Genomic DNA, 19,507 nt, shown 5'->3' with positions numbered 1-19,507 from the left:
CGTTCCATCTTCTGGTTTTTTGGAGAAGCCGGCATGCAATAGTTGCCCCTCGCGAAGTGTATACTCTGTGAGCAATTACGGAGCCAGGGCCGTGGGCGCAAGGTACCTGGCCGCAGAGCTGCAGAAGGACCAAGGTGCGGAGGAAACGAGCATGGAGAATCAGCAGGTGTCTGCGCAAGGGGATTCCCTGTTAGGGACGTTGGTCAACATTTTTGTCAGTCCGCGCGAGGCCTATGAGGCGATCGACCGCCGGCCGCGGTGGGTTCTACCGCTGGTGCTGGTGGTCATTGCGGCCATGGTGGCGGCCATTTTCATCACGCCAATGGCCATGGAAGAAGGCATGGCCAAGCAGCGGGACAAGCTGATCGAACAGCGCGGCATGAGCCCAGAGGAGGCAGACCGGGCCTTGGCAGTGGGGGCGAAGATCGGGCGGATCACCGGCCCAGTGATGGCACCGGTTGGCGCGGTGGTGGCCATAGTGGTCGTCGCACTGGTCCTTCTTTTTCTGGGAAACATCGTGCTGGGTGGGGCGAGCAACTTCAAGAAGGTGTTTGCCATGTACACCTGGACGTCGCTGATCGGCGTGCTGGCCACCATCGTCAAGACGCCGCTGATGCTCTCCCGGGGCACGGTGAACGTGCAGACCAGCCTGGCCGCGTTCCTTGACCCTGAGCAGAAGGGCACCTTTCTCTACCAGCTTCTGGCGCGCACGGATGTCTTCTCGCTGTGGGAGCTGGTGCTGGTGTGCATTGGTATGGCGGTCGTCTACCGCTTCACTACGAAGAAGGCGGCCACTGGCGTGGTGGCACTCTACATAGTCTACGCGCTGGCCGCGGCTGCCATCACCGCAGCGCTCACTTAGGCCGGCTGGCATTCTGGGAGCAGGGATATGGCAAGGGTTGGTGTCGTCGTTGCAACTTTGTGCGTGCTTGCCGCGGCTGGGGGGCTTGCGGCGCAACAAGCGGGGCGTCCCTTCACCTTGGAGGACTGTGTCGCCCTGGCCCTCGAGAAGAACGCCGGGGTGCGCAAGGCGGAACTGGGGGTGGATTTGGCGGCGGCCACGACGTTAGGCACCTGGTCTGGCCTTCTGCCACACGTGAACGCCAGTTTCGCCTCCGGGCGGTTCATTCAGGGCGACCGCATTCGCAAGATGGACGTGCCGGTGGGCTTTGACCCTCAAACTGGCCAAGTCATCTACGAACAGCGCGAGATAGTGCAGAAGGGTGTGGAGCGCAACAGCCATTACGCCAGGCTGTCGGTGGCGCAGAACCTGTTCGACTGGGGGCGAAGCGTCAACCTCCTGCAGCAGGCGCGCTCTCGCCAGCAAGCAGCAGAGCAGGCTTTGATTGCCGCCCAGCAGGCGGTCGTCTTGGATGTATACACAAAGTATTTCGCCCTGCTCAAAGCCACGAAGCTCTTAGAGGTATACCGGGAAGCGTTGCAGTCGGCGGAGGAGCAGCTCAAGCGCACGCAGAGCATGTTCGAGCTTGGCGCAGTGGCGCAGGGCGATGTGTACAAGGCCAGAGTGACCGTGGGTGAGGCCAAGATCAATGTCATCACCCAGGAGAACGAGGTGCGCGCCGCCATGGGGAACCTGAACGTGGCCATGGGACGCGATCCGGATGCGGAGCTGGCAGTGGTGGAGGTGGAAGCATCCGAAACGCCCTTTGCGCACACGCGCGAGCAGGTGCTGGAAATGGCCTTGCAGAACAACCCAGAGCTGCGGGAGCTGCGGCAGTCTTTGGAGGCCGCCCGCCTGGGCGTGCGCGCGGCCAAACTGGCCTATCTGCCCACCTTCGCTCTTGGGCTCACCTACTCGCGCGACAATGAGTTCTTCGACAAAGTCTACTCGAAGGACCTGAAGCGAGATTACTACCTTTCGCTGGGCATGCAGGTGGAGCTGAACCTCTTCCGGGGTTTTGCGGACAAGGCGGCAGTGGAACGCGAGGCGGCTTCCTATCGCACTGTGCAGGAGGAGCATGCCGACAAATTGCGACAGTTGGCGTTGCGCGTCAACCAGGCCTTCCTCTACCTTGAGGCATTGCAGGAGATTGCCCGGATCAATCGCGACAACTTGCTGGCTGCGGAAGAGGACCTGCGTTTAGCGGAGGAGCGCTATCGGGTGGGCTCGGGCACGCTGTTGGAGATCAACGACGCGCGCGTGGCCGTCACCCGCGCCAAGCAGATCGTGGTCGGCGCCAAATACGATAGCCAAGTTGCGCGCGCCACCCTCGAGGCACTGATGGGCACGCTGGGCAAAGCCAGCCAAGGGTCATGAGAAAGGGGAGGAAGCTTCCAATGACGCGCACCTCGGTTGTTGGCCTCCTTTCTTGCCTCATAGCGCTGGTCGCACTGCCCGGCTGTGAAAAGACCGCTGGCGAAGGCGGCGGCGTGGTGGCGCCCACCAAGGAGGAGCCGTACATCATCGAGTGCCTCACCTGCGTGGCGGTGGACGAACAGTCGCATCCGGTCCTGGTGACCACTACCTTCCGGGTGGGCGACGTCGTCTACCTCTGGATCAGGTGGGGCAATTGGTACAAGACGCACACGGTGGGCGTCAAATGGTTCGACCCTGAGGGGCAGCTGCAAGGCCACCGCGAGGTGGAGCTGACTTCCGATAGCGGGCATGCAGTCACTTGGTTCTACTTGGACACAACGGACTCGGCGCCGGCAGGCGACTGGTGGGTCGAGGTCTACCTTGACGGACAATTCATGCGCAGTCAGGTGTTCACGCTCGTTTCCCCATAGGTGAAAGTGACACAGCTGGAGAAGTGGCAATGGCGAAGAAGAAGAGAGCGGCCATTTTCCTGTTAGGCCTGGCGGTGGTCATAGGGCTGGCCGTGATACTTGGCAGCCAGTCCGCAAAGAAGAAGGCGCTGGAAGTGACGGTGGCTTCGGTGAAGCGCGGCACGATCACCCAGGTCGTCTCCGGCGCGGGGAAGGTGCAACCGGAGCTCAAGGTGAACATCACCGCGCATGTGGCCGGCAAGATTGTGGAGCTGCCGGTGCGCGAGGGCCAGCAGCTACGGCGCGGCCAGCTGTTGGTTCGGTTGGAGCGCGAGCAGTACGAAGCGGCAGTGGAGAGGGCACGCTCGACCCTCAAATCGGCACGGGCCAACTTGACCAAGACGCGCGCGGAGTACGAGCGCGCCGAGGAACTCTACGCGCAGAAGCTGACCTCGCTGGCGCAGCTGCAAACCGTCGAGGCGGCCTTGATGCTGGCCGAAAGCGAGGTCGAACAGGCTCAAGCAACCTTGGCCCAGGCCGAGGACAACCTCGCCAAGACCACGATTACCTCGCCCATCGACGGCACCGTCATCAAGCTGAACAAGGAGGTGGGGGAGATAACCCTGGGTTCCCAGTTCCAGGCAGACGTGATCATGGAGGTTGCCGACCTGGAGCGCATGGAGGTGGTGGCCGAGATCGACGAGAACGATGTGGTGGATGTCACCGAGGGGCAGAGCGCGCGCATCCAGGTGGACGCCCTCCCCGATACCGTTCTGCGCGGGCGGGTGCGTGAGGTCGCCCACACTGCTATCACCCGGGGGCGTGGCACGCAGGAGGAGATCACCAACTTCGAGGTGAAGGTGTCGGTGGTGGACCGCGTGCCGCAGCTTAGGCCAGGCATGTCGGCCACAGTGGAGATCGAAACAAAGTCGAAAGAACAGGCGCTGTACGTGCCCATCCAGTGCATCACCATGCGGACGCCGGAGGATACGACGCTGTTGGCCCAGGCAGGCGGTTCGAAATGGCGCCGCAAGAAGGGCGGCACCAGGGACGAGAGCATGGAGGGGTCTGGAGCGCCGCCGTCTGAGGAGGAGGAAAAGAAAGCAAAGGCCGCCCCCAAACAGATCGAGGTGGTCTTTGTGGTGGAGGGCGGCGTGGCCAAGATGCTTCCGGTGGTGACCGGCATCAGCAGCGAAACGGACATCGAGATCGTGAGCGGGGTCAGCGAGGGTGAACAGGTGGTTACCGGAAGCTACCGCGTGCTGTCCAAGGAGCTCAAGAACGGCGCTGCCGTGAAGATCAGTTCTGGCAAGCCGCCCGTGGCAAAGGAGAAGAAGTAGCTGGGCAGGGCGAGGTCGTGGCTTTCTCTTGCGGAAGGCAGAACTGTCGAGGTGGCAGATGTTGATCGAGCTTGAGAACGTGGTGAAGATCTACGAGGTCGGTGCCGAGCGCGTGCATGCGCTGCGTGGCGTGTCCCTGCGCGTCGAGGAGAATGAGTACCTGGCCATCATGGGGCCCTCGGGGTCGGGAAAGTCGACGATGATGAACATCCTCGGCTGCCTGGACACCCCGACTTCAGGACGCTACCTTTTCAAAGGGCAGAACGTGGGGAGCATGGACGACGACCAGCTGGCGGAGATTCGCAATCGCGAGATCGGCTTTGTCTTCCAGACCTTCAACCTCTTGCCCCGCGCCAACGCCCTGCACAATGTGGAACTGCCGCTCATCTACAACGGCACGCCGGCGAGCAAGCGACGCCAACTCGCCGAGGAGGCACTGGCCAAAGTGGGGCTGGCCGACCGCATGCACCATCGCCCCAACGAACTCTCCGGCGGACAGCGGCAGCGGGTGGCTATTGCCCGCGCCTTGGTCAATAGGCCGTCCATCATCCTGGCTGACGAACCCACTGGCAACCTCGACACCCGCACCGGACAAGAAATTATGGACATTTTCGAGAAGCTGCACGAGGCAGGGAACACCATCATCTTGGTCACCCACGAAGAGTACATCGCTGAGCACACCAACCGCATCATCCGCCTGCGCGACGGCATGATCGAGCGCGATGAAGCCACCAACTGACCGAGCGGGCGAGGGGAGGTGAGCATGGTCCGTTTTGCCACAGCATTGTGGGACAGTGCCCGCATGGCGGTGCTGGCCTTGTGGGCACACAAGATGCGCGCGTTCCTCACCGTGCTGGGCATCATCATCGGGGTCACCACCATCACGGGAATCGTGTCGGTCATTCAGGGGCTCAACAAGGCCGTCTACTCGCAGATTGCCGGCTTGGGAGCCGACCTGCTCTACGTGCAAAAGTTTCCTTGGGTCTCTGGGCGGGAGTTCTACAAGTATCGCAATCGCAAGAACATCACCGCCAAGGAAGCCGATGCCCTGAAGCGCTTCTGTACCTTAGCCACGGTAGTCTCCCCGATGACCGGCACGCGGCGCACGGTCAAGTACGGCAGCACCAAACTGAGCAACGTCACCATCTACGCGGTGGAGGCCAACTACAAGGATGCGGCCAACGTGTTGCCGGAGTTCGGTCGGTTCATCACCGAAACCGACGTGGAGCGGCGACATGCGGTGTGCGTCATCGGCCAGGAGGTGGCTGCCAAGCTCTTTGACCGCGTTGACCCCATCGGGCGCAAGATCACCGTGGGGGACTACAAGTTCACCGTGGTCGGCGTGCTGGAGAAGCAAGGCGAAGTGCTCGGGCGGAACAACGATATCGTGGTCATGGTGCCGCTCTCCATCTTTCAGAAGCTGTACGGCTCCCGCCGGAGCCTGACGATTCTGGTGAAGGTCGTCGACGCCTCTCGTCTTGCCGATGCGGAAGACGAGATCATCGGCATTCTGCGGCGGGTGCGGCAGGTGCCGCCGGACAAGGAGAACGACTTTGCTATCAACCGTCAGGACATTTTGGAAAACCTTTACAAAAACCTGACGCGTGTGCTCTATGCTGTGGCTTTTGGCATTGGGGCATTGTCGCTCTTAGTGGGGGGCATTGGCATCATGAACATCATGCTGGTGTCGGTGACGGAACGGACGCGCGAGATCGGCATTCGCAAGGCCGTGGGCGCGCGCCGTTCAGATGTCATGCTGCAGTTTCTTGTGGAGTCGGTGGTCATCAGCGCTTTGGGCGGGCTGATCGGCCTCGGCCTCGGCTTCGGGGTGGGCATGATTCTCGGGAGGCTTCCGGTTCTGGAGGCCACCATTGCCCCGAGTGCCGTGCTTCTCGGGTTGGGGTTCTCGTGCGGCGTGGGGATGTTCGCCGGCCTATATCCGGCGTGGAAGGCCTCGCGCCTTGACCCCATCGTCGCCCTGCGTTACGAATAACAGTGGAGGAACCAGGCAGGCACTGCCATGGATTTGCGCGAAAGCATAAAGATGTCCGTGAGCGCCATCGGCGCTAACAAGTTCCGCTCCGTCTTGACCGCCCTAGGGATCATCATCGGCGTGTTCGCGGTCATCGGCATGCAGACCATTATTCAGGGCCTCAACAACTGGTGGGAAAAGGAGCTGTCGGTGCTGGGCGCGGATACCTTCCAGATCCGCAAATATCCGGCGGTGCAGATCGGCGACTCCTGGCAGAAATACCGCAACCGGCGTAACATCACCCTGGAGGAAGTAGAGGAACTGCAGCGGCGCGCCACGCTGCTCAGCGTGGTCTCACCGATGGTCTTTCGCTTTGGCGCCACCCTGCGGCACGGCGACAGGAAGACGAACCCGGACATCGTGGTCTTCGGCGGCGACCAATACCGCCAGGAGGCCGACGGGCAGTTCGTCAGCGAGGGCCGCTTCATCAACGAGACGGACGTGCAGAGACGTCGGCAGGTGTGCGTCATCGGCACGGACCTGGCCGAGCAGCTCTTCCCGTTCCGCGAGGCGGTGGGACAGGACATCCTCATCGATGGACATCGCTGCACGGTGATCGGCGTGTTGGAGGAAAAGGGCTCCGTCTTTGGCCAGAGCCAGGACGCGCATGTGATTATCCCCATCTCCACCTTTGGCAAGTTCTACGGGATGAACCGCAGCGTGTATGTGGACTGCAAGGCAGTGCGCCCCGAGTTCTTGAACCAGGCCATCGAAGAGGCCACCGGGATCATGCGGGCGGTGCGGCGCGTGCCGCCCGGCGAGCCCAACGATTTTGAAATCATGACCAGGGACTCGCTGATGGAGACCTGGCGCAACGTGACCCACATCGTCTTTGTGGCGGCGTTGGTCATCTGCGGCATCTCCCTGCTGGTGGGCGGCATCGGGGTGATGAACATCATGCTGGTCTCGGTGACGGAGCGCACCAGGGAGATCGGCATCCGCAAGGCGGTGGGTGCACGGCGCCGCGACATCCTGGGGCAGTTCCTGCTGGAGGCGGTGCTGATCTGCGAATTCGGCGGGATCATCGGCGCCGTGCTCGGCGTGGGCATTGGGTTGCTCATCGGCGCCCTCACGCCCTTGCCCGCTGCGGTGCCAGTGTGGGCGGTCCTCTTGGGCTTAGGGTTCATCTCGTTGGTGGGCATCATCTTCGGTATCTACCCGGCAGCCAGGGCCGCACGGCTGGACCCGATCGAAGCATTGCGGTACGAGTAACCTGTTGGTCAAGCCAGGAGGGAGCATGGAGCTCGAGGAAAGGCGTGTGGGTGACGTGTTGGTGGTGGGCCTGAGTGGCAAGCTCATGGGAGGGAAGGACACCGAGCGCTTCCGGGAGATGCTCTATCGGGCCATCGGCGAGGGCATCGTCAATGTGCTGGTGGACCTGAGCCAGGTGACCTGGATGAACAGCTCCGGGCTGGGGATGCTCATCAGCGGGCTGACTACCATGCGCAGCGCCGGCGGTGACCTGCGCCTGGTGGGACTTAACGAAGGGACCCGCCGACCGCTGCTGATTACCCGCCTGGACTCTGTGTTTGAAGTGTTCGACACCGAGGAAGAGGGGCTGCGCAGCTTTGCTTAGGAGGGCTTCATGGCACGGTTGACCCGGGAGGAGGTCTTGGCGCGCGCCCGACGGGGCGAGTCGCTGGCCGGCCTCGATCTCCGCGAAGCCGATCTGTCCTACGAAGACTTGCGGGGTCTGGACCTCCGCAACGCTAACCTCAGCGATGCCCATCTGCAAAATGCCAATCTCGAGCGAGCTAACCTCAGCGGGGCCGATCTCACGCGAGCTTTTCTCTATGGCGCCAATCTCTGTCGCGCCCGCCTGGACGGTGCGGTGCTGGTGGAGACGAACCTGCAGGACACGAACCTTGAGGGAGCCTCGGCTGCCAGCGCAGAGATGACTGCCTGTGCCCTGTTCGGTGCGCACCTTGCCAAGGCGAACCTGCGCGGCGCAAACCTGACCAACGCGCGCCTGAAGCGTGCCAATTTGAAAGGGGCGAACTTGGCAGGCGCTACGTTACGGGGTGCTCACTTGGAGCGTGCGGACTTGACGGGGGCTGACCTGTCCGAGGCCGACCTGCGCGGCGCACACCTGGCACATGCAAACTTGCAGGGGGCACGCACGGAAGGGGCCAAGACCGGAGGCCCTTAACGCCTGTCTAAAGCCCGGATTTGTCGTGGCAGAAACCTCGCCGCAAATCCCTGCCAGCGCTTCCTCCCAGGAGCTCTCTTCGAACCCTCGCTTTTTTCTTGCGCATCCTTGAGAGAAATATAATTTTTCTCTTGACAAACTGGCACAGAATCCTTATTTTATCAGATAGAAGCCCCGAAAAAGGGAAAGGCTATTAGCAGGAGCTGCCAGACCCATGCCAATAGCCCGTTGTGCCAGAAGCCAGGGGGCGGTCTCCCAAAATCCGCGCAGGGATTGAGGGCCGAGGACCGCCCTTTTTGTTTTGGCACACCCTTAAGACGCAGCAGGTAGGGAAAAAGTTGCAGCTTTTTTTTACCAAACAGAGGAGGCCGCAGCAGTGAAACGCGCACAGGTAGTCCTGGCCCTGGCGCTGGCCCTGGTGCTGGCAGTGCCGGTGATGCTGTTTGCCGGCACCACAGGCAAGCTCGCCGGGTTCGTCAAGGACAAGGAAACGGGCCAGCCCCTGCCCGGTGCCAACGTGTTCATCGAGGGCACGAAGATGGGGGCAGCAACCGACGCTGACGGCTACTACTTCATCATCAACGTGCGGCCGGGCGTGTATCGGGTAACGGCTTCCATGATCGGCTATCAGCGGGAAACGGTCACCGGTGTGCGGGTGAGCGTCGACCTGACCACCAAGATCAACTTCGAGCTCAGGTCCACGGTAATCGACCTGGGCAAGGCTGTGGAGGTGACGGCGGAGCGGCCGCTCATCGAGCCTGCGGTCACCACCAAGCGCACCACGGTCACCGCAGAGATGATCACCAACATGCCGGTGCGCTCGGTGCAGGACATCATGACCCTGCAGTCTGGCATCACCGTCATGGAGGGTTACCAGAACAAGATCGCCGGCTTTGAGGCGCGCGGCCTTGACCAGACCCACGTGCGCGGCGGCAGAAGCGGCCAGATCGCCTACATGGTGGACGGTATGTACGTGGAGGATGCCATTTACGCCGGCATGGGGACCACGGTCAACCGGGAGGCCATCGACGAACTGACGGTGATCACCGGCAACTTTGACGCTGAGTACGGCGAGGCGCAATCGGCGGTGGTCAACATCGTCACCAAAGAAGGGCGCGACTACTACTCCGGCATGGCCGAGGTGACCAGCGGCGAGGTGGCGGGTTGGCTGGGCTCCAAGAGCGACGACCTGCGCAACGCCCACCAGGTGATCGGCTCCTTTGGCGGCCCGGTACCCTTTGTCAAAGGCCTGAGCTTCTTCCTCTCCGGGTCGCAGGGCTACCGCAAGTACGCCGTATTGGAGTACGACCAGCACACCTACGACCCCACACCGCTCAACTGGCTCCTGGACCATCCCGAGGATCCTCGCTACAAGAAGATCCAGGAACAGATTGCCGCAGGGATTATCACCGAGGTAACTGACATCAACAAGCTGCGCAACAACAGCACCTACCGCTACGCCGGCGATGTGATGCGCCACTGGGCCACAGGCGCCTGGCGCAAGGCATGGTCCTGGAAGGCTGACTGGGGAGAAGACCGCAAGCCGAACACCAAAGACGCCGGCGAAGGTGACGGCATCAACGACCTGATTCGCTGGGACGATACTGCCGGTTGGATGGCTTTTGGCTTCAACTCCGACTATGACTTTGCCGGCAAGCTGTCGTGGCGCATCAACCCCAGCATGAAGCTGGTCTACACCCACCGGCAGACGCAGCGGCGGTTCCGCTACTTCGATGACTTCTGGCGCTTTGCCGAGCAGGGCATTCACATCGTCACCGACCAGACTGAACAGCAGGGTCTGATCTGGACCCACCAGGTGAGCCCCAAGCTCTTCTACGAGCTGCGCGGCTCACGCTTCTGGAAGCATCGCCGCTATCGTGTGTATGGTCCGGACGGGCACGAGCTAACCGCAGGCCACTCCGAACTCTTCAGGGATGCATTCTTGGAGAATTGGATCGAACAGTTCCAAAAGGAAAACGGTCGCAAGCCCACGGAGGCGGAGATCGAGGCGCGACGACAGGAGATCGCGCGTGAATGGCCAGTGACCGCGCAGGAATACCCGGACAGGACTTCCACCGGCGGCTTCGCCTGCGACCTCACCTTCGTACGCGTGGATACCATCGCCGAGCATGGCGTGCAGGTGCCGCGCTACGTGTACTACGGCTACACCACGCAGTACTGGACGCGGAACTTCCAGCAAGATTTTGAGCTCTCCGGCAGCCTCACCTGGCAGGCGCATCGCAGCCACCAGGTGAAGATTGGCGGCGAGTACAAGACCTTCGGCTTTGACAAGAACAGCCTGCTTGGCAAGCTGGCAGGTGGCGAATCCGGAGGCCTCTTCTTCCTGGAACTCCAACACCCGTACATTGCCAACCCGTACGTGGAGTACTACCACACCCATCCGGTGGAGATTTCCGCGTACATCCAGGACAAGATGGAGTTTGGAAACCTCATCGTCAACGCAGGAATCCGCTTCGACTTTGCCGACTCCAAGGGGCGGGCGTGGGAGAACTGGAACGACCCCACCTCGGAGGTGCAGACCGGGAGGAAGAAGTGGCAGTGGAGCCCCCGTTTGGGCATCGGCCATCCGATTACCGATCGGGCCACCTTCCATTTCGCCTATGGTCACTTCTTCCAGGTGCCTGACTACCGGGACCTCTATACCAATCAGACCCTCAACCTGAACTCGCCCTTGCCGCTGTTCGGCTGGGCCAACATGGATGCCGCGCGCACCGAGGCCTACGAGCTGGGCGTGGACCAGCAGATTGGCGACAACTGGAAACTGAGCGTGGCGGCATGGGCTAAGGAGAACAACGGCGACCCGGGCAGCTACCGCATCACCGGCTTCGACCCCGACAGCCTAGGGCTCTATAGCTACTCGATTATCCACAACAGCGACTTTGGGAGCTCCAAAGGGATCGACATCAGCTTGGAGAAGCGCTTCAGCGACAACTACTTTGGCACGTTGGAGTACACCTACTCTGTGGCCAAGGCAAACAAGTACTATTCTTGGGCCGGGTACTGGGACAGTGACACCGAGGAGAACCGACCCAAGAAGGAGTATCTGATGCCATGGGATCAGACGCATGTCATCAACATCAACGCCGGGTATGCATTGGGAAGAGGCCAGGGGCCAAAGATCTTTGGCCTGCGACCGTTTGAGCGCACGACATTGCAATTCATCTTCCGCGGCGCCAGTGGCTACCCCTACACACCCACGGTGGGTGGACAGGCGCTGGAGCCGAACACGGCGCGGCGGCCGTGGCGCATGACGCTGGACGGCGTCCTCCGCCGCGACTTTGTGCTGTTCGGGCGCCTGCGCGCCGCCTTGGTGGCACGGGTGTGGAACATCTTGGACCGCGAGAACGTGCTCACCGTATACTCCGAGACCGGCAGCCCGACCGACCCCGGACCAACCATGAGCCGCACCGCGTACAGCACACAATACGACCGGCCGCACTGGTACGGAGAGCGGCGGCGGATCGACTTGGGCCTGCGCCTGGAGATGTAGGCGGTCAGGGAAGGTAACCGTAGACTCTACCCCAGGAGAATGACCATGAGACGAGAAGCGCTCGTGTTCCTCTGTGTGGCCCTACTGGCGGCCTTGGCCTGGGCAGCGGACCTGAACCAGCAACAGCAAAAAGGTCTGCAAAAGCCCATGCACACCCGCGACATCGCCGTGGGCATACTGGATGTGGCTAAGGTGCAGCACGCCGTGTTCAACGACGGCCGTCTGTCCACCTGGGACTACCGCCCTTTGGTGCCGGCGTTCTTCTACAAAGGGTGGTCCTACGTGCCCGACCTATTCCCCATGTTGGGCATTCCGGATGGGCCATGGGCACCGCGCCGCTATGACCCTGTCAAGGGCGACACGGTGAGCATGGGGGCCACGGTTTCGGAGCGCAACGTAGCCGCAGACTGGGGGCCCAAGGCTGGCTCCTACGGCAAGCTGCACTCTGGCGATGTGACCGTGGGCGACGTCATGGCCAACGCCCCTTCGAGCATCAAGGGGCTGCCCATTGTCGCCACCAGCACCATTGAGGCCTCCTGGCCGAAAGATGCCAGCGGCAATCGCATCTGGCCCGGCCCGTGGGCGCGAGACCCCAAGACCGGGGAGACCATCCCCGGCAAGTTCACCTCCGACAAAGAAGTCTTTTTCGTGATGAACGACTATGACCTGAACAACGTCGGCCAGCGCTATGCCGAGGCTGATGGTCGCGTGGACCAGGGCTATGCCACCGGCATCGACCTGGAGGTGACGGCTTACACCTACGGGAGGTCCTACGCCGAGGACTTTATCTTCTTCCCGTGCCGAATCATCAACAACAGCAAGGCGATTGACCCGCGGGGCATCGGGTACGATTACAAGGGGGTCTACTTCGGTTTCTACATCGATGCAGACCTCCCGGAGTATAACCTCACCACCACCTACAACGACCGTATGGACTGGATGGGGTTCTTGATTTCGGAGTACGATGCCAAGAAGGACACCACCTACCGGTACAACACGGCCTATTTCTACGACTACCGCTGGGGTACTGGCGACTTTAGCGGCGTGGCTGATCCGGCAGCGTGGAAGGTGTACATTGGCCTCAAGCTCCTCGAGACACCGAAGGCTCCTCCGGGCGGTGTGGATCTGGACAAGGACGGGATCATCGATATCCCCGAGGGCCAACAGCTCGGGCTCACCGACTGGCACTGGTTCAATTGGGAGCAGCGGCCAGGCGTGTTGACCCCCGACAAGCAGGAGCTGGAGCAGTACAAGCTGATGAGCGGCGACACGTCCAACCTGTCGATCGAGCAGCAGGACAACTACTTCTGGCCGGATCCCAGTGGCCAGCTGAATCCCCACTTGGATTCGCCAGAGCTGATCAGGGAAAAGTTCCCCACGGGCTTGGACTGCGTGTTCATCATGAGCACAGGGCCGTTCGACCTAGCGGCAGGCGACACCACAACCTTTAGCTTTTGCATGATCGCCGGCGATGATTTCGAAGACTACAAGTTCAACGCACGCAATGCGCAGTTCATGTACGAGCTGTACTACCAGGGAGCCGACCCGCCTTCGCCGCCGCGCGTCACGGCAGTGCCCGGCGACGGCAAGGTGACGCTCTACTGGGACCGCAGCGCCGAGGAGAGCCGCGACCTGATGACCGGCGCCAAGGATTTCGAAGGCTACCGCATCTACCGGACGACCTCCAACCCGACCAACAATCAATGGGGCGAGATCGTCCGCGACGGGCTGGGCAACGCGGTGGGGTTCCTGCCGGTTGCGCAATTTGACCTCAACAACAATGTCAGCGGCCTTGACCCCAACTACCCGCACCTCGACCTGGGCAACAATACGGGCCTGGTGCACTCCTGGACGGACAACAATGTGAAGAACGGGGTCACCTACTGGTACAGCGTGACCTCCTACGACCGTGGTATAAGCCTGGCCCGTGGCGATTCCTTAGCCCTGGCCGGGTGGGCGGACTTGAACTCCTTAGAGTGCGCCAAAGGTGTGAACCCGCAGGCGGCGCCCAACTTGGTGGAGGTCACCCCTGGCCTCACGCCCAGCAACTACGTGGCGCCGACCATCGCAGTCGAGCCTTTGCCCGGCGCTTACACCGGCAACACTCTCACCGCCTCAATCTTCGACCAGTTTGCGGTGACCGGACACTCGTACCTGATTACCATTGACGATGCAAAGCCGGGAGTGAAGTACTACGACGTCCTGGACGAGGCGACTGGACAGCAAGTGGTGGATAACGGTCCGCTCGGCGCCTCGGCTGAGGGACCGATCTTCGATGGCCTGCAGCTTACCGTGGTGGAGCGCTTCAGCACCGTGCGCCTTGACCCCGACTCGGCCTACTGGTACCGTGGGCAACTGGGGACAAAGTCGCCCTGCAACTGGCAGGTCACAGGCACTCCGGCCGGCGACTTTCCCTTCGACTATGAGTTCCGGTTTGTGAGCGAGCTGGACACGGCGTTTCAACCGGCCACCTACACCACGCCTTTCGAGATCTGGAATTTGACGCTCAACAAGAAGGCGCCCTTCGGCCACTTCACGGCGAACCCAGCGGATACTACGCCCGAGATGAAAGCGAAGTGGACCAGCGGTGACGAGCTGAAGCTGCGCGAGGTGGTGGAGGCAGGCAAGCCGGCCAAGTTCACCTGGACGTTTAAGCTCTCAGCTCCGCCGCCAAGGATCGACAGCACGCTTGTGGGAGGTGCATGGGTGTACACCAAGGTGGACACGGGTATCGCCCCGCAGACCGGCGATCGGCTGCGCATTATCTCCGGCAAGCCTTTTGTGGGCAAGCGGGACAAGTTCCGCCTCAACACCAGTCGCTATGTGGTGCGGGAAGCAGAGAAGGCCGACCTGAAGAAGGTGCGCGTCGTGCCCAATCCGTACATCATCTCCGCGCAATGGGAGCTCGACCCCAACCAGCGGCAGATTCAGTTCACCAATCTGCCCAACAAATGTGCTATTCACATCTACACCATTACCGGAGAGCGGGTTCATACCCTTCACCACGAGCATGAGACGCAGAGCTGGACTTACTGGAACATGTTGAGCTTCAACCAGCAGGAGGTGGCGTACGGCATGTACCTTTACGTGGTGGAGACGCCCAACGGGCATACCCAGGTGGGCAAGTTTGCGATCCTGAGGTAGTGCTGGTCCGGAAATCATCGGGGTGGCAGTCACGCCACTGGGTGAAAGCGGAAGGAGCCGATCATGAGAAAGTTAGCCATAGTGCTTCTGGTTGCAACGGTCTGGGTGCTGACCGCGTGGGCACAGGAGAACTCACGGGTGGGCACCTGCGCCGCGCAGTTCCTGAAGGTGGGGGTCGGCGCCCGGGCTGCAGCCCTGGGTGAGTCGGGCACGGCCACGCCGGGCATCGCCGGCTTGTACTGGAACCCGGCGGCCGTGGCGGCAGTTGACCGTTTCTCTGCCTTCTTCTCTTACTCCTCGATGTATGCAGGCCTGTCCCATAACTTCTTAGGGCTGGCTTATCCACTGGGTGCAGGGAGCACTGTGGGCGTGGGCATCACCTACATGACCTCGGACGACATCGAGATTACCACCGTGGACATGCCGCTGGGGACCGGCGCGTTCTACAGCCTGAACAACTATGCCGTCGGCCTGACCTTCGCCCGCCACATGACGGACCGGCTGAGCTTGGGCATCACCGCCAAGTTCATCCAGGAGGGGATCTACAGGGAGAAGGCGCGCACTATTGCCGCCGACTTAGGCTCGCTCTTGGATACTGGACTGCTGGGGATGAAGTTGGCCATGAGCCTTTCCAATTTCGGGGGCAATATGCGCCTATCCGGCCCGGACTTGCGCGTGAGCCACACGCGTTGGCCGGAGTACACTGGCAACCCCACGCGTTATGCCGACCTGAGCACTGAGGTCTGGCCGCTACCCATGATTTTCCGCATGGGCATCTCCTCCAGTTTGGTGGGTGTGGACGGGCAACTGGCCAAGAGTGAGTCCAATCAGGTCACTGTCTATGCCGATGCCACCGATACCAACGACTCGCTCCTGCGGTCGAACTTTGGCGTGGAGTATGTGTGGAACAACATCGTCGCTTTGCGTGGCGGTTACCGTGGGGTGGTGTTGGCACACGATGAGCACGACACCTACAACACCTCGAGCTATGCGGCAGGCGTCGGCTTTCACTATGCGGTGGCTGGGTTGGACCTGACCCTGGACTATGCCTACACGGACTACCAGATCCTGGGCAACACGCAGCAACTCAGCGTTACCCTGAAGTTCTGAATTCCTTGGGTGAGTTGACAAGCGCCCGTCGGCCATTGGTCGATGGGCGCTTGTTTTTCGTGGGGAAGGACGGGAGGTTCACTTGCGGCTTTGCCAACTCCTCAGCGTGGGCAGGCCGTTTGCGTCTTGGCCCCTGCGGGCCGTGGGCGGCAGGGGCGAGGCGGCTAGAGGACCGGGTAGTAGAGATGCCTTCGCTGGCTCGTCAGGGCCGCCACTTGCCCAGGGCGAAGAGGCAGTACAGACCGATGCCCAGCAGGGCGCAGAAAACGAACACGGGCAGCGCCTGGGGACGTTCGGCGAAGAAAAACTGGTAGAAGAGCCCGGCCGCACTGATGCCAATGTAGATTGCTCCCCTTGTCGCAAGGGCCTTCATTGTCTGCTCCCCTTTGCTACCTGGTCAGAGGCGCGTGTCCCCCAAGGACGCCGCAGGCCTGCCTGTGGGCCGGAGTGTGGCCCACTCATGCCAGCCTCTGTCCTTGCTGAGCATCGAAGTGGTGTACGATCTCAAACAGGGCTATGCCAAAAGCCACGCTCACATTGAGCGACTCCTTCACCCCAGCCATGGGGATTTCCACTGCCAGGTCAGCCAAGGCGACTACCTCGTCGCACACCCCGTAGTGTTCGTGCCCGACAACCAGGCAGAGGGGGAAGCGATAGGGTGCCACGCGAAAGTCGTGGCTGCAATCGGTGTGTTCCAGAACGACAATCTGCACGCCCTCGGCTTTGAGGCGGCGCAGTGCCTGGGCCGCGCTGGGCACGTACTCCCACGGCACCGCCTCCTCTGCGCCGAGGCTGGTCTTGCGGATTTCCGGCCGTGGCGGGCAGGCCGAGATGCCGCAGAGAAACAGCTTGGCCAGGCCTGCGCCGTCTGCGGTGCGGAACATCGCGCCGATGTTGTGCATGCTGCGCACATTGTCGGCCAGCGCGTAGAGGGGCCTGCGCGGACGGTGGCGCATCTCCGCAGGCGACGGCCGGAGACGCGAAAGTTCAAGAGGAGTCAACTTGCGCATGCACACGCTCCCGCAGAGCGAGGCCCCGGCGACTTTTCCCTTGCAAAAGTGGGCGGAAATTTGTAGTGTTTTAGACGCTGCACAGAATGGGAACAGACCAGGAGATGGCAGTGGAGCGGATCGCGCAGGTGATTTCCAATGTGACGGTGCCCACCGTGCTTTCGGCGGTGGCCTTTCTTGCCTTGTCTATGCACGACGAAACCTCCGCCTTGCGGGGAGTGGTGACGACCGCTATCTGCTGGGTCAGCGGTTCTATTCTGCCCGTGGCCTACGTGCTCAAGTTGGAGCGGGAAAAGCGAGTGAGCGACAAGCACGTGCCCCTCCGCGAGCAGCGCACCAGACCTTACCTGATGGCGGCGCTCTGCTACGCCGTTGGTTTGGCGCTCCTCCTTGCCGTCAGGGCGCCGTTCTCCGTTTGGGGTCTGATGTGGTGCTATGCGGTGAATACGCTGCTCATTGCCCTGATCAATCTGCGCTGGAAGATGAGCGCCCACGCAATGGGTGCCGCAGGGGCGCTGGCCGGACTCACCTATGCCTTTGGCGCAACAATGCTCCCTGCCTACGTCCTGCTTCTGGTAGTCGGCTGGGCCCGACTGCGCTTGCGGGCACACACGCCGGCGCAAGTGGTGGCTGGTGCCTGCGCTGGTCTGCTCCTCACGCTTGGACAACTGTGGCTGCTGAATGAGTTCCTCCTTTAGGATTGACGCATAGAGGTCAGCGCACATGCTCGTGCTCGACGGATCCATGGGTGAGGGGGGAGGTCAGGTCCTGCGCAGTGCTCTGACGCTCTCCCTGCTGACCGGCAAGAGCTTTGAAATCCAAAACATCCGGGCGCGGCGGCCAAAGCCGGGTCTCGTGGCGCAACACCTCAAAGCCATCGAAGCGGCGGTGGCCGTTGGCCAGGCCCAGGTGCAGGGCGCGGCCCTTGGTTCCACTACCTTGCGCTTTGCACCCGGTGTCCTGAGACCGGGCACATACCGCATCGACATCGGCACGGCTGGGTCTACCTCGCTGGTGGCCCAGACGGTAGCCGTGCCGCTTGCCCGTTGTGCGGCGCGTTCTGTGCTCACCATCACGGGCGGCACGCACGTGCCATGGAGCCCCTGTTTTCACTTCCTGCAGTTGCACTGGCTGCCCCTGCTGAGCCAAGCGGGCTTCCGCATCTCCATGGAGCTGGAGCGCGGCGGATTCTACCCGGAAGGCGGCGGACTCGTCCGCATGGTCGTGGAACCAGCAGGGCCGGTGAGGCCCTTGGGGCGCACAGAGCGGGGAGAGCTGCGCAAAGTCACCGGAGTGTCGGCAGTGGCGCGGCCGGATAAGAGCATCGCCGAGCGGCAGCGGCGTCAGGCTCTCCGCCGCTTGGCAGCCATTGGTATCCACGCGGAGATCGAGCTCCTTTCCCTGCCTGCTCCCTCTCCGGGCACTTTCTTGCTCCTGCTGGCCTCCTTTGCGCAGTCGCAGTGTTGCTACTATGCGCTGGGCGAGCGCGGCAAGCCGGCCGAGCGGGTAGCAGATGAGGCCGTGAGCCAGCTCGAGCGCTTCCTGGCCACCGATGCCGCGGTAGACGAGTATGTGGCCGACCAGCTGGTCATCCCCTTGCTGCTTGCCGAGGGGCTCTCCGAGCTCCGGGTGGCCCGGCTTAGCCGTCATCTTCTCACCAACATCGAGGTGGTGCGTTCCTTCTTGCCGGTGGTCATTGAAGTGGCCGGGCAAGAAGGCGAGCCTGGAAGCGTACGCATCCACGGGCGGGCCCTCGGGTAGCGGCGCGCCCCTCCTTGGCGTTAGCTCCACGACGTCGCCTTGGGCACGGTGGAAGGCCGGGTGCGCGTATTTCTCGTGCCCACCATGCGCTTCGGGTGGCGCAGAGGCTGTTCGCCTCTTCCGGCCCGAAACGCTCGGCTACAGTGTCGGCTTGCGTGGCCGCCGCACTACGGTAGCCGCGTCCGTGGTCACGTAGGTATCCGAGCCCAGATAGAGAGTGGGCTTCACCCGCTCGGGTCGCAGGGCACCGTTTTCGTCAAAGAACTCCTCCAGGTAGTGGACCGCAACCACCCTCCCCACGATGAGGTCGTGGTCGCCGAAAGTGGCGAGGCTCTCTAAGGTGCACTCCAATATGGCGTAGGCATCCTGCAGGCCCGGGGAGGAAATCAGGCGCGAGGGCTCCAGTTTGAGGCCGAACCGCTCGACCTTGTCCACCTCTGCACCCGACACCCGGCCGCAAGAGTGCACAATGTCGGCCTTTTCGTTGGGCAGGAAGTTGCAGGTAAAGTTGCCCGCCTGCGCGATGAGGTTGTGGGTGAAACGTTTCTTGGTGATTGCCACGGCGAACAGCGGTGGGTTGAAGGACAGGGCAGTGTTCCAGGCCGCCGCCATAAAGTTCGCACGCTCGCCGTGGCGGACACCCACCAAGGTGACATTCTTGGGGTAGAAATACAGAAACTGCTCCAAGGTAGTGGTCACTCGCTTTTCTGTCATAGGCGCCCC

General features: G+C 61.9%; 17 protein-coding genes. 14 read left to right on the top strand and 3 right to left on the bottom strand.

What is annotated here, in order from left to right:
* Positions 1 to 151 precede the first annotated feature (151 nt).
* From NUW13_05830 to NUW13_05775, 12 genes are all read left to right on the top strand, one after another.
* Positions 152 to 862, top strand: a complete 711-nt coding sequence (locus tag NUW13_05830; protein ID MCR4438548.1) for a YIP1 family protein — start codon at positions 152 to 154, stop codon at positions 860 to 862.
* A gap of 27 nt (positions 863 to 889) precedes the next feature.
* Positions 890 to 2,278 (top strand): TolC family protein, encoded by a 1,389-nt coding sequence (locus tag NUW13_05825; protein ID MCR4438547.1) that lies wholly within the window; start codon positions 890 to 892, stop codon positions 2,276 to 2,278.
* Positions 2,279 to 2,298: 20 nt separating this feature from the next.
* Positions 2,299 to 2,748 carry a hypothetical protein gene (locus tag NUW13_05820; protein MCR4438546.1) on the top strand — a complete coding sequence of 150 codons (450 nt, stop codon included), beginning with the start codon at positions 2,299 to 2,301 and terminating at the stop codon, positions 2,746 to 2,748.
* Positions 2,749 to 2,777: 29 nt separating this feature from the next.
* Entirely contained in the window at positions 2,778 to 4,067 is a 1,290-nt protein-coding gene (locus tag NUW13_05815) for an efflux RND transporter periplasmic adaptor subunit (GenBank protein MCR4438545.1), read from the top strand.
* A 61-nt stretch (positions 4,068 to 4,128) separates the two neighbouring features.
* Positions 4,129 to 4,806, top strand: coding sequence for an ABC transporter ATP-binding protein (locus NUW13_05810; GenBank protein ID MCR4438544.1), 678 nt, complete (start codon positions 4,129 to 4,131; stop codon positions 4,804 to 4,806).
* Positions 4,807 to 4,830: 24 nt separating this feature from the next.
* A complete protein-coding gene (locus tag NUW13_05805) occupies positions 4,831 to 6,060 on the top strand; it encodes an ABC transporter permease (protein MCR4438543.1) in 1,230 nt (409 codons plus the stop codon).
* A gap of 27 nt (positions 6,061 to 6,087) precedes the next feature.
* Entirely contained in the window at positions 6,088 to 7,311 is a 1,224-nt protein-coding gene (locus NUW13_05800; protein ID MCR4438542.1) for an ABC transporter permease, read from the top strand.
* A 25-nt stretch (positions 7,312 to 7,336) separates the two neighbouring features.
* The gene (locus NUW13_05795; GenBank protein ID MCR4438541.1) at positions 7,337 to 7,675 is read left to right on the top strand and encodes an STAS domain-containing protein; all 339 of its coding nucleotides are present in this window, start codon (positions 7,337 to 7,339) and stop codon (positions 7,673 to 7,675) included.
* 9 nt (positions 7,676 to 7,684) lie between these two features.
* Complete coding sequence (locus NUW13_05790; protein ID MCR4438540.1) at positions 7,685 to 8,248, top strand: pentapeptide repeat-containing protein; 564 nt, start codon at positions 7,685 to 7,687, stop codon at positions 8,246 to 8,248.
* Between the two features lie 376 nt (positions 8,249 to 8,624).
* Positions 8,625 to 11,759 (top strand): TonB-dependent receptor, encoded by a 3,135-nt coding sequence (locus tag NUW13_05785; protein MCR4438539.1) that lies wholly within the window; start codon positions 8,625 to 8,627, stop codon positions 11,757 to 11,759.
* A 45-nt stretch (positions 11,760 to 11,804) separates the two neighbouring features.
* Complete coding sequence (locus NUW13_05780) at positions 11,805 to 14,903, top strand: hypothetical protein (GenBank protein MCR4438538.1); 3,099 nt, start codon at positions 11,805 to 11,807, stop codon at positions 14,901 to 14,903.
* A gap of 63 nt (positions 14,904 to 14,966) precedes the next feature.
* Positions 14,967 to 16,013, top strand: coding sequence for a PorV/PorQ family protein (locus tag NUW13_05775; protein ID MCR4438537.1), 1,047 nt, complete (start codon positions 14,967 to 14,969; stop codon positions 16,011 to 16,013).
* 202 nt (positions 16,014 to 16,215) lie between these two features.
* On the opposite strand, the gene NUW13_05770 is transcribed toward NUW13_05775, so the two are convergent.
* Both NUW13_05770 and NUW13_05765 read right to left on the bottom strand, forming a co-directional pair.
* Positions 16,216 to 16,386, bottom strand: a complete 171-nt coding sequence (locus tag NUW13_05770; GenBank protein ID MCR4438536.1) for a hypothetical protein — start codon at positions 16,384 to 16,386, stop codon at positions 16,216 to 16,218.
* A gap of 85 nt (positions 16,387 to 16,471) precedes the next feature.
* Positions 16,472 to 17,023, bottom strand: coding sequence for an RNA methyltransferase (locus NUW13_05765; protein ID MCR4438535.1), 552 nt, complete (start codon positions 17,021 to 17,023; stop codon positions 16,472 to 16,474).
* 110 nt (positions 17,024 to 17,133) lie between these two features.
* Here NUW13_05765 and NUW13_05760 point away from each other — a divergent pair, with 110 nt between their 5' ends.
* Both NUW13_05760 and rtcA read left to right on the top strand, forming a co-directional pair.
* A complete protein-coding gene (locus NUW13_05760; GenBank protein ID MCR4438534.1) occupies positions 17,134 to 17,721 on the top strand; it encodes a hypothetical protein in 588 nt (195 codons plus the stop codon).
* Positions 17,722 to 17,746: 25 nt separating this feature from the next.
* Positions 17,747 to 18,784, top strand: coding sequence for an RNA 3'-terminal phosphate cyclase (gene rtcA / locus NUW13_05755; GenBank protein MCR4438533.1), 1,038 nt, complete (start codon positions 17,747 to 17,749; stop codon positions 18,782 to 18,784).
* Positions 18,785 to 18,922: 138 nt separating this feature from the next.
* On the opposite strand, the gene NUW13_05750 is transcribed toward rtcA, so the two are convergent.
* Complete coding sequence (locus NUW13_05750; protein MCR4438532.1) at positions 18,923 to 19,498, bottom strand: flavin reductase family protein; 576 nt, start codon at positions 19,496 to 19,498, stop codon at positions 18,923 to 18,925.
* Between the last annotated feature and the right edge of the window lie 9 nt (positions 19,499 to 19,507).

Source organism: candidate division KSB1 bacterium (assembly GCA_024655945.1).
In the GTDB taxonomy this organism is placed as follows: Bacteria; Zhuqueibacterota; Zhuqueibacteria; order JANLFK01; family Oleimicrobiaceae; genus Oleimicrobium.
The sequence above is the reverse complement of the archived record's forward strand: the minus strand, read 5'-3'. Positions and strand labels throughout refer to the sequence as shown.

Coding starts and splice junctions, on each gene's coding strand:
- NUW13_05825 (MCR4438547.1), top strand. CDS start 890: ATGGCAAGGGTTGGTGTCGTCGTTGCAACTTTGTGCGTGCTTGCCGCG.
- NUW13_05775 (MCR4438537.1), top strand. CDS start 14,967: ATGAGAAAGTTAGCCATAGTGCTTCTGGTTGCAACGGTCTGGGTGCTG.
- NUW13_05820 (MCR4438546.1), top strand. CDS start 2,299: ATGACGCGCACCTCGGTTGTTGGCCTCCTTTCTTGCCTCATAGCGCTG.
- NUW13_05770 (MCR4438536.1), bottom strand. CDS start 16,386: ATGAAGGCCCTTGCGACAAGGGGAGCAATCTACATTGGCATCAGTGCG.
- NUW13_05795 (MCR4438541.1), top strand. CDS start 7,337: ATGGAGCTCGAGGAAAGGCGTGTGGGTGACGTGTTGGTGGTGGGCCTG.
- NUW13_05830 (MCR4438548.1), top strand. CDS start 152: ATGGAGAATCAGCAGGTGTCTGCGCAAGGGGATTCCCTGTTAGGGACG.
- NUW13_05750 (MCR4438532.1), bottom strand. CDS start 19,498: ATGACAGAAAAGCGAGTGACCACTACCTTGGAGCAGTTTCTGTATTTC.
- NUW13_05800 (MCR4438542.1), top strand. CDS start 6,088: ATGGATTTGCGCGAAAGCATAAAGATGTCCGTGAGCGCCATCGGCGCT.
- NUW13_05805 (MCR4438543.1), top strand. CDS start 4,831: ATGGTCCGTTTTGCCACAGCATTGTGGGACAGTGCCCGCATGGCGGTG.
- NUW13_05780 (MCR4438538.1), top strand. CDS start 11,805: ATGAGACGAGAAGCGCTCGTGTTCCTCTGTGTGGCCCTACTGGCGGCC.
- rtcA (MCR4438533.1), top strand. CDS start 17,747: ATGCTCGTGCTCGACGGATCCATGGGTGAGGGGGGAGGTCAGGTCCTG.
- NUW13_05765 (MCR4438535.1), bottom strand. CDS start 17,023: ATGCGCAAGTTGACTCCTCTTGAACTTTCGCGTCTCCGGCCGTCGCCT.
- NUW13_05790 (MCR4438540.1), top strand. CDS start 7,685: ATGGCACGGTTGACCCGGGAGGAGGTCTTGGCGCGCGCCCGACGGGGC.
- NUW13_05815 (MCR4438545.1), top strand. CDS start 2,778: ATGGCGAAGAAGAAGAGAGCGGCCATTTTCCTGTTAGGCCTGGCGGTG.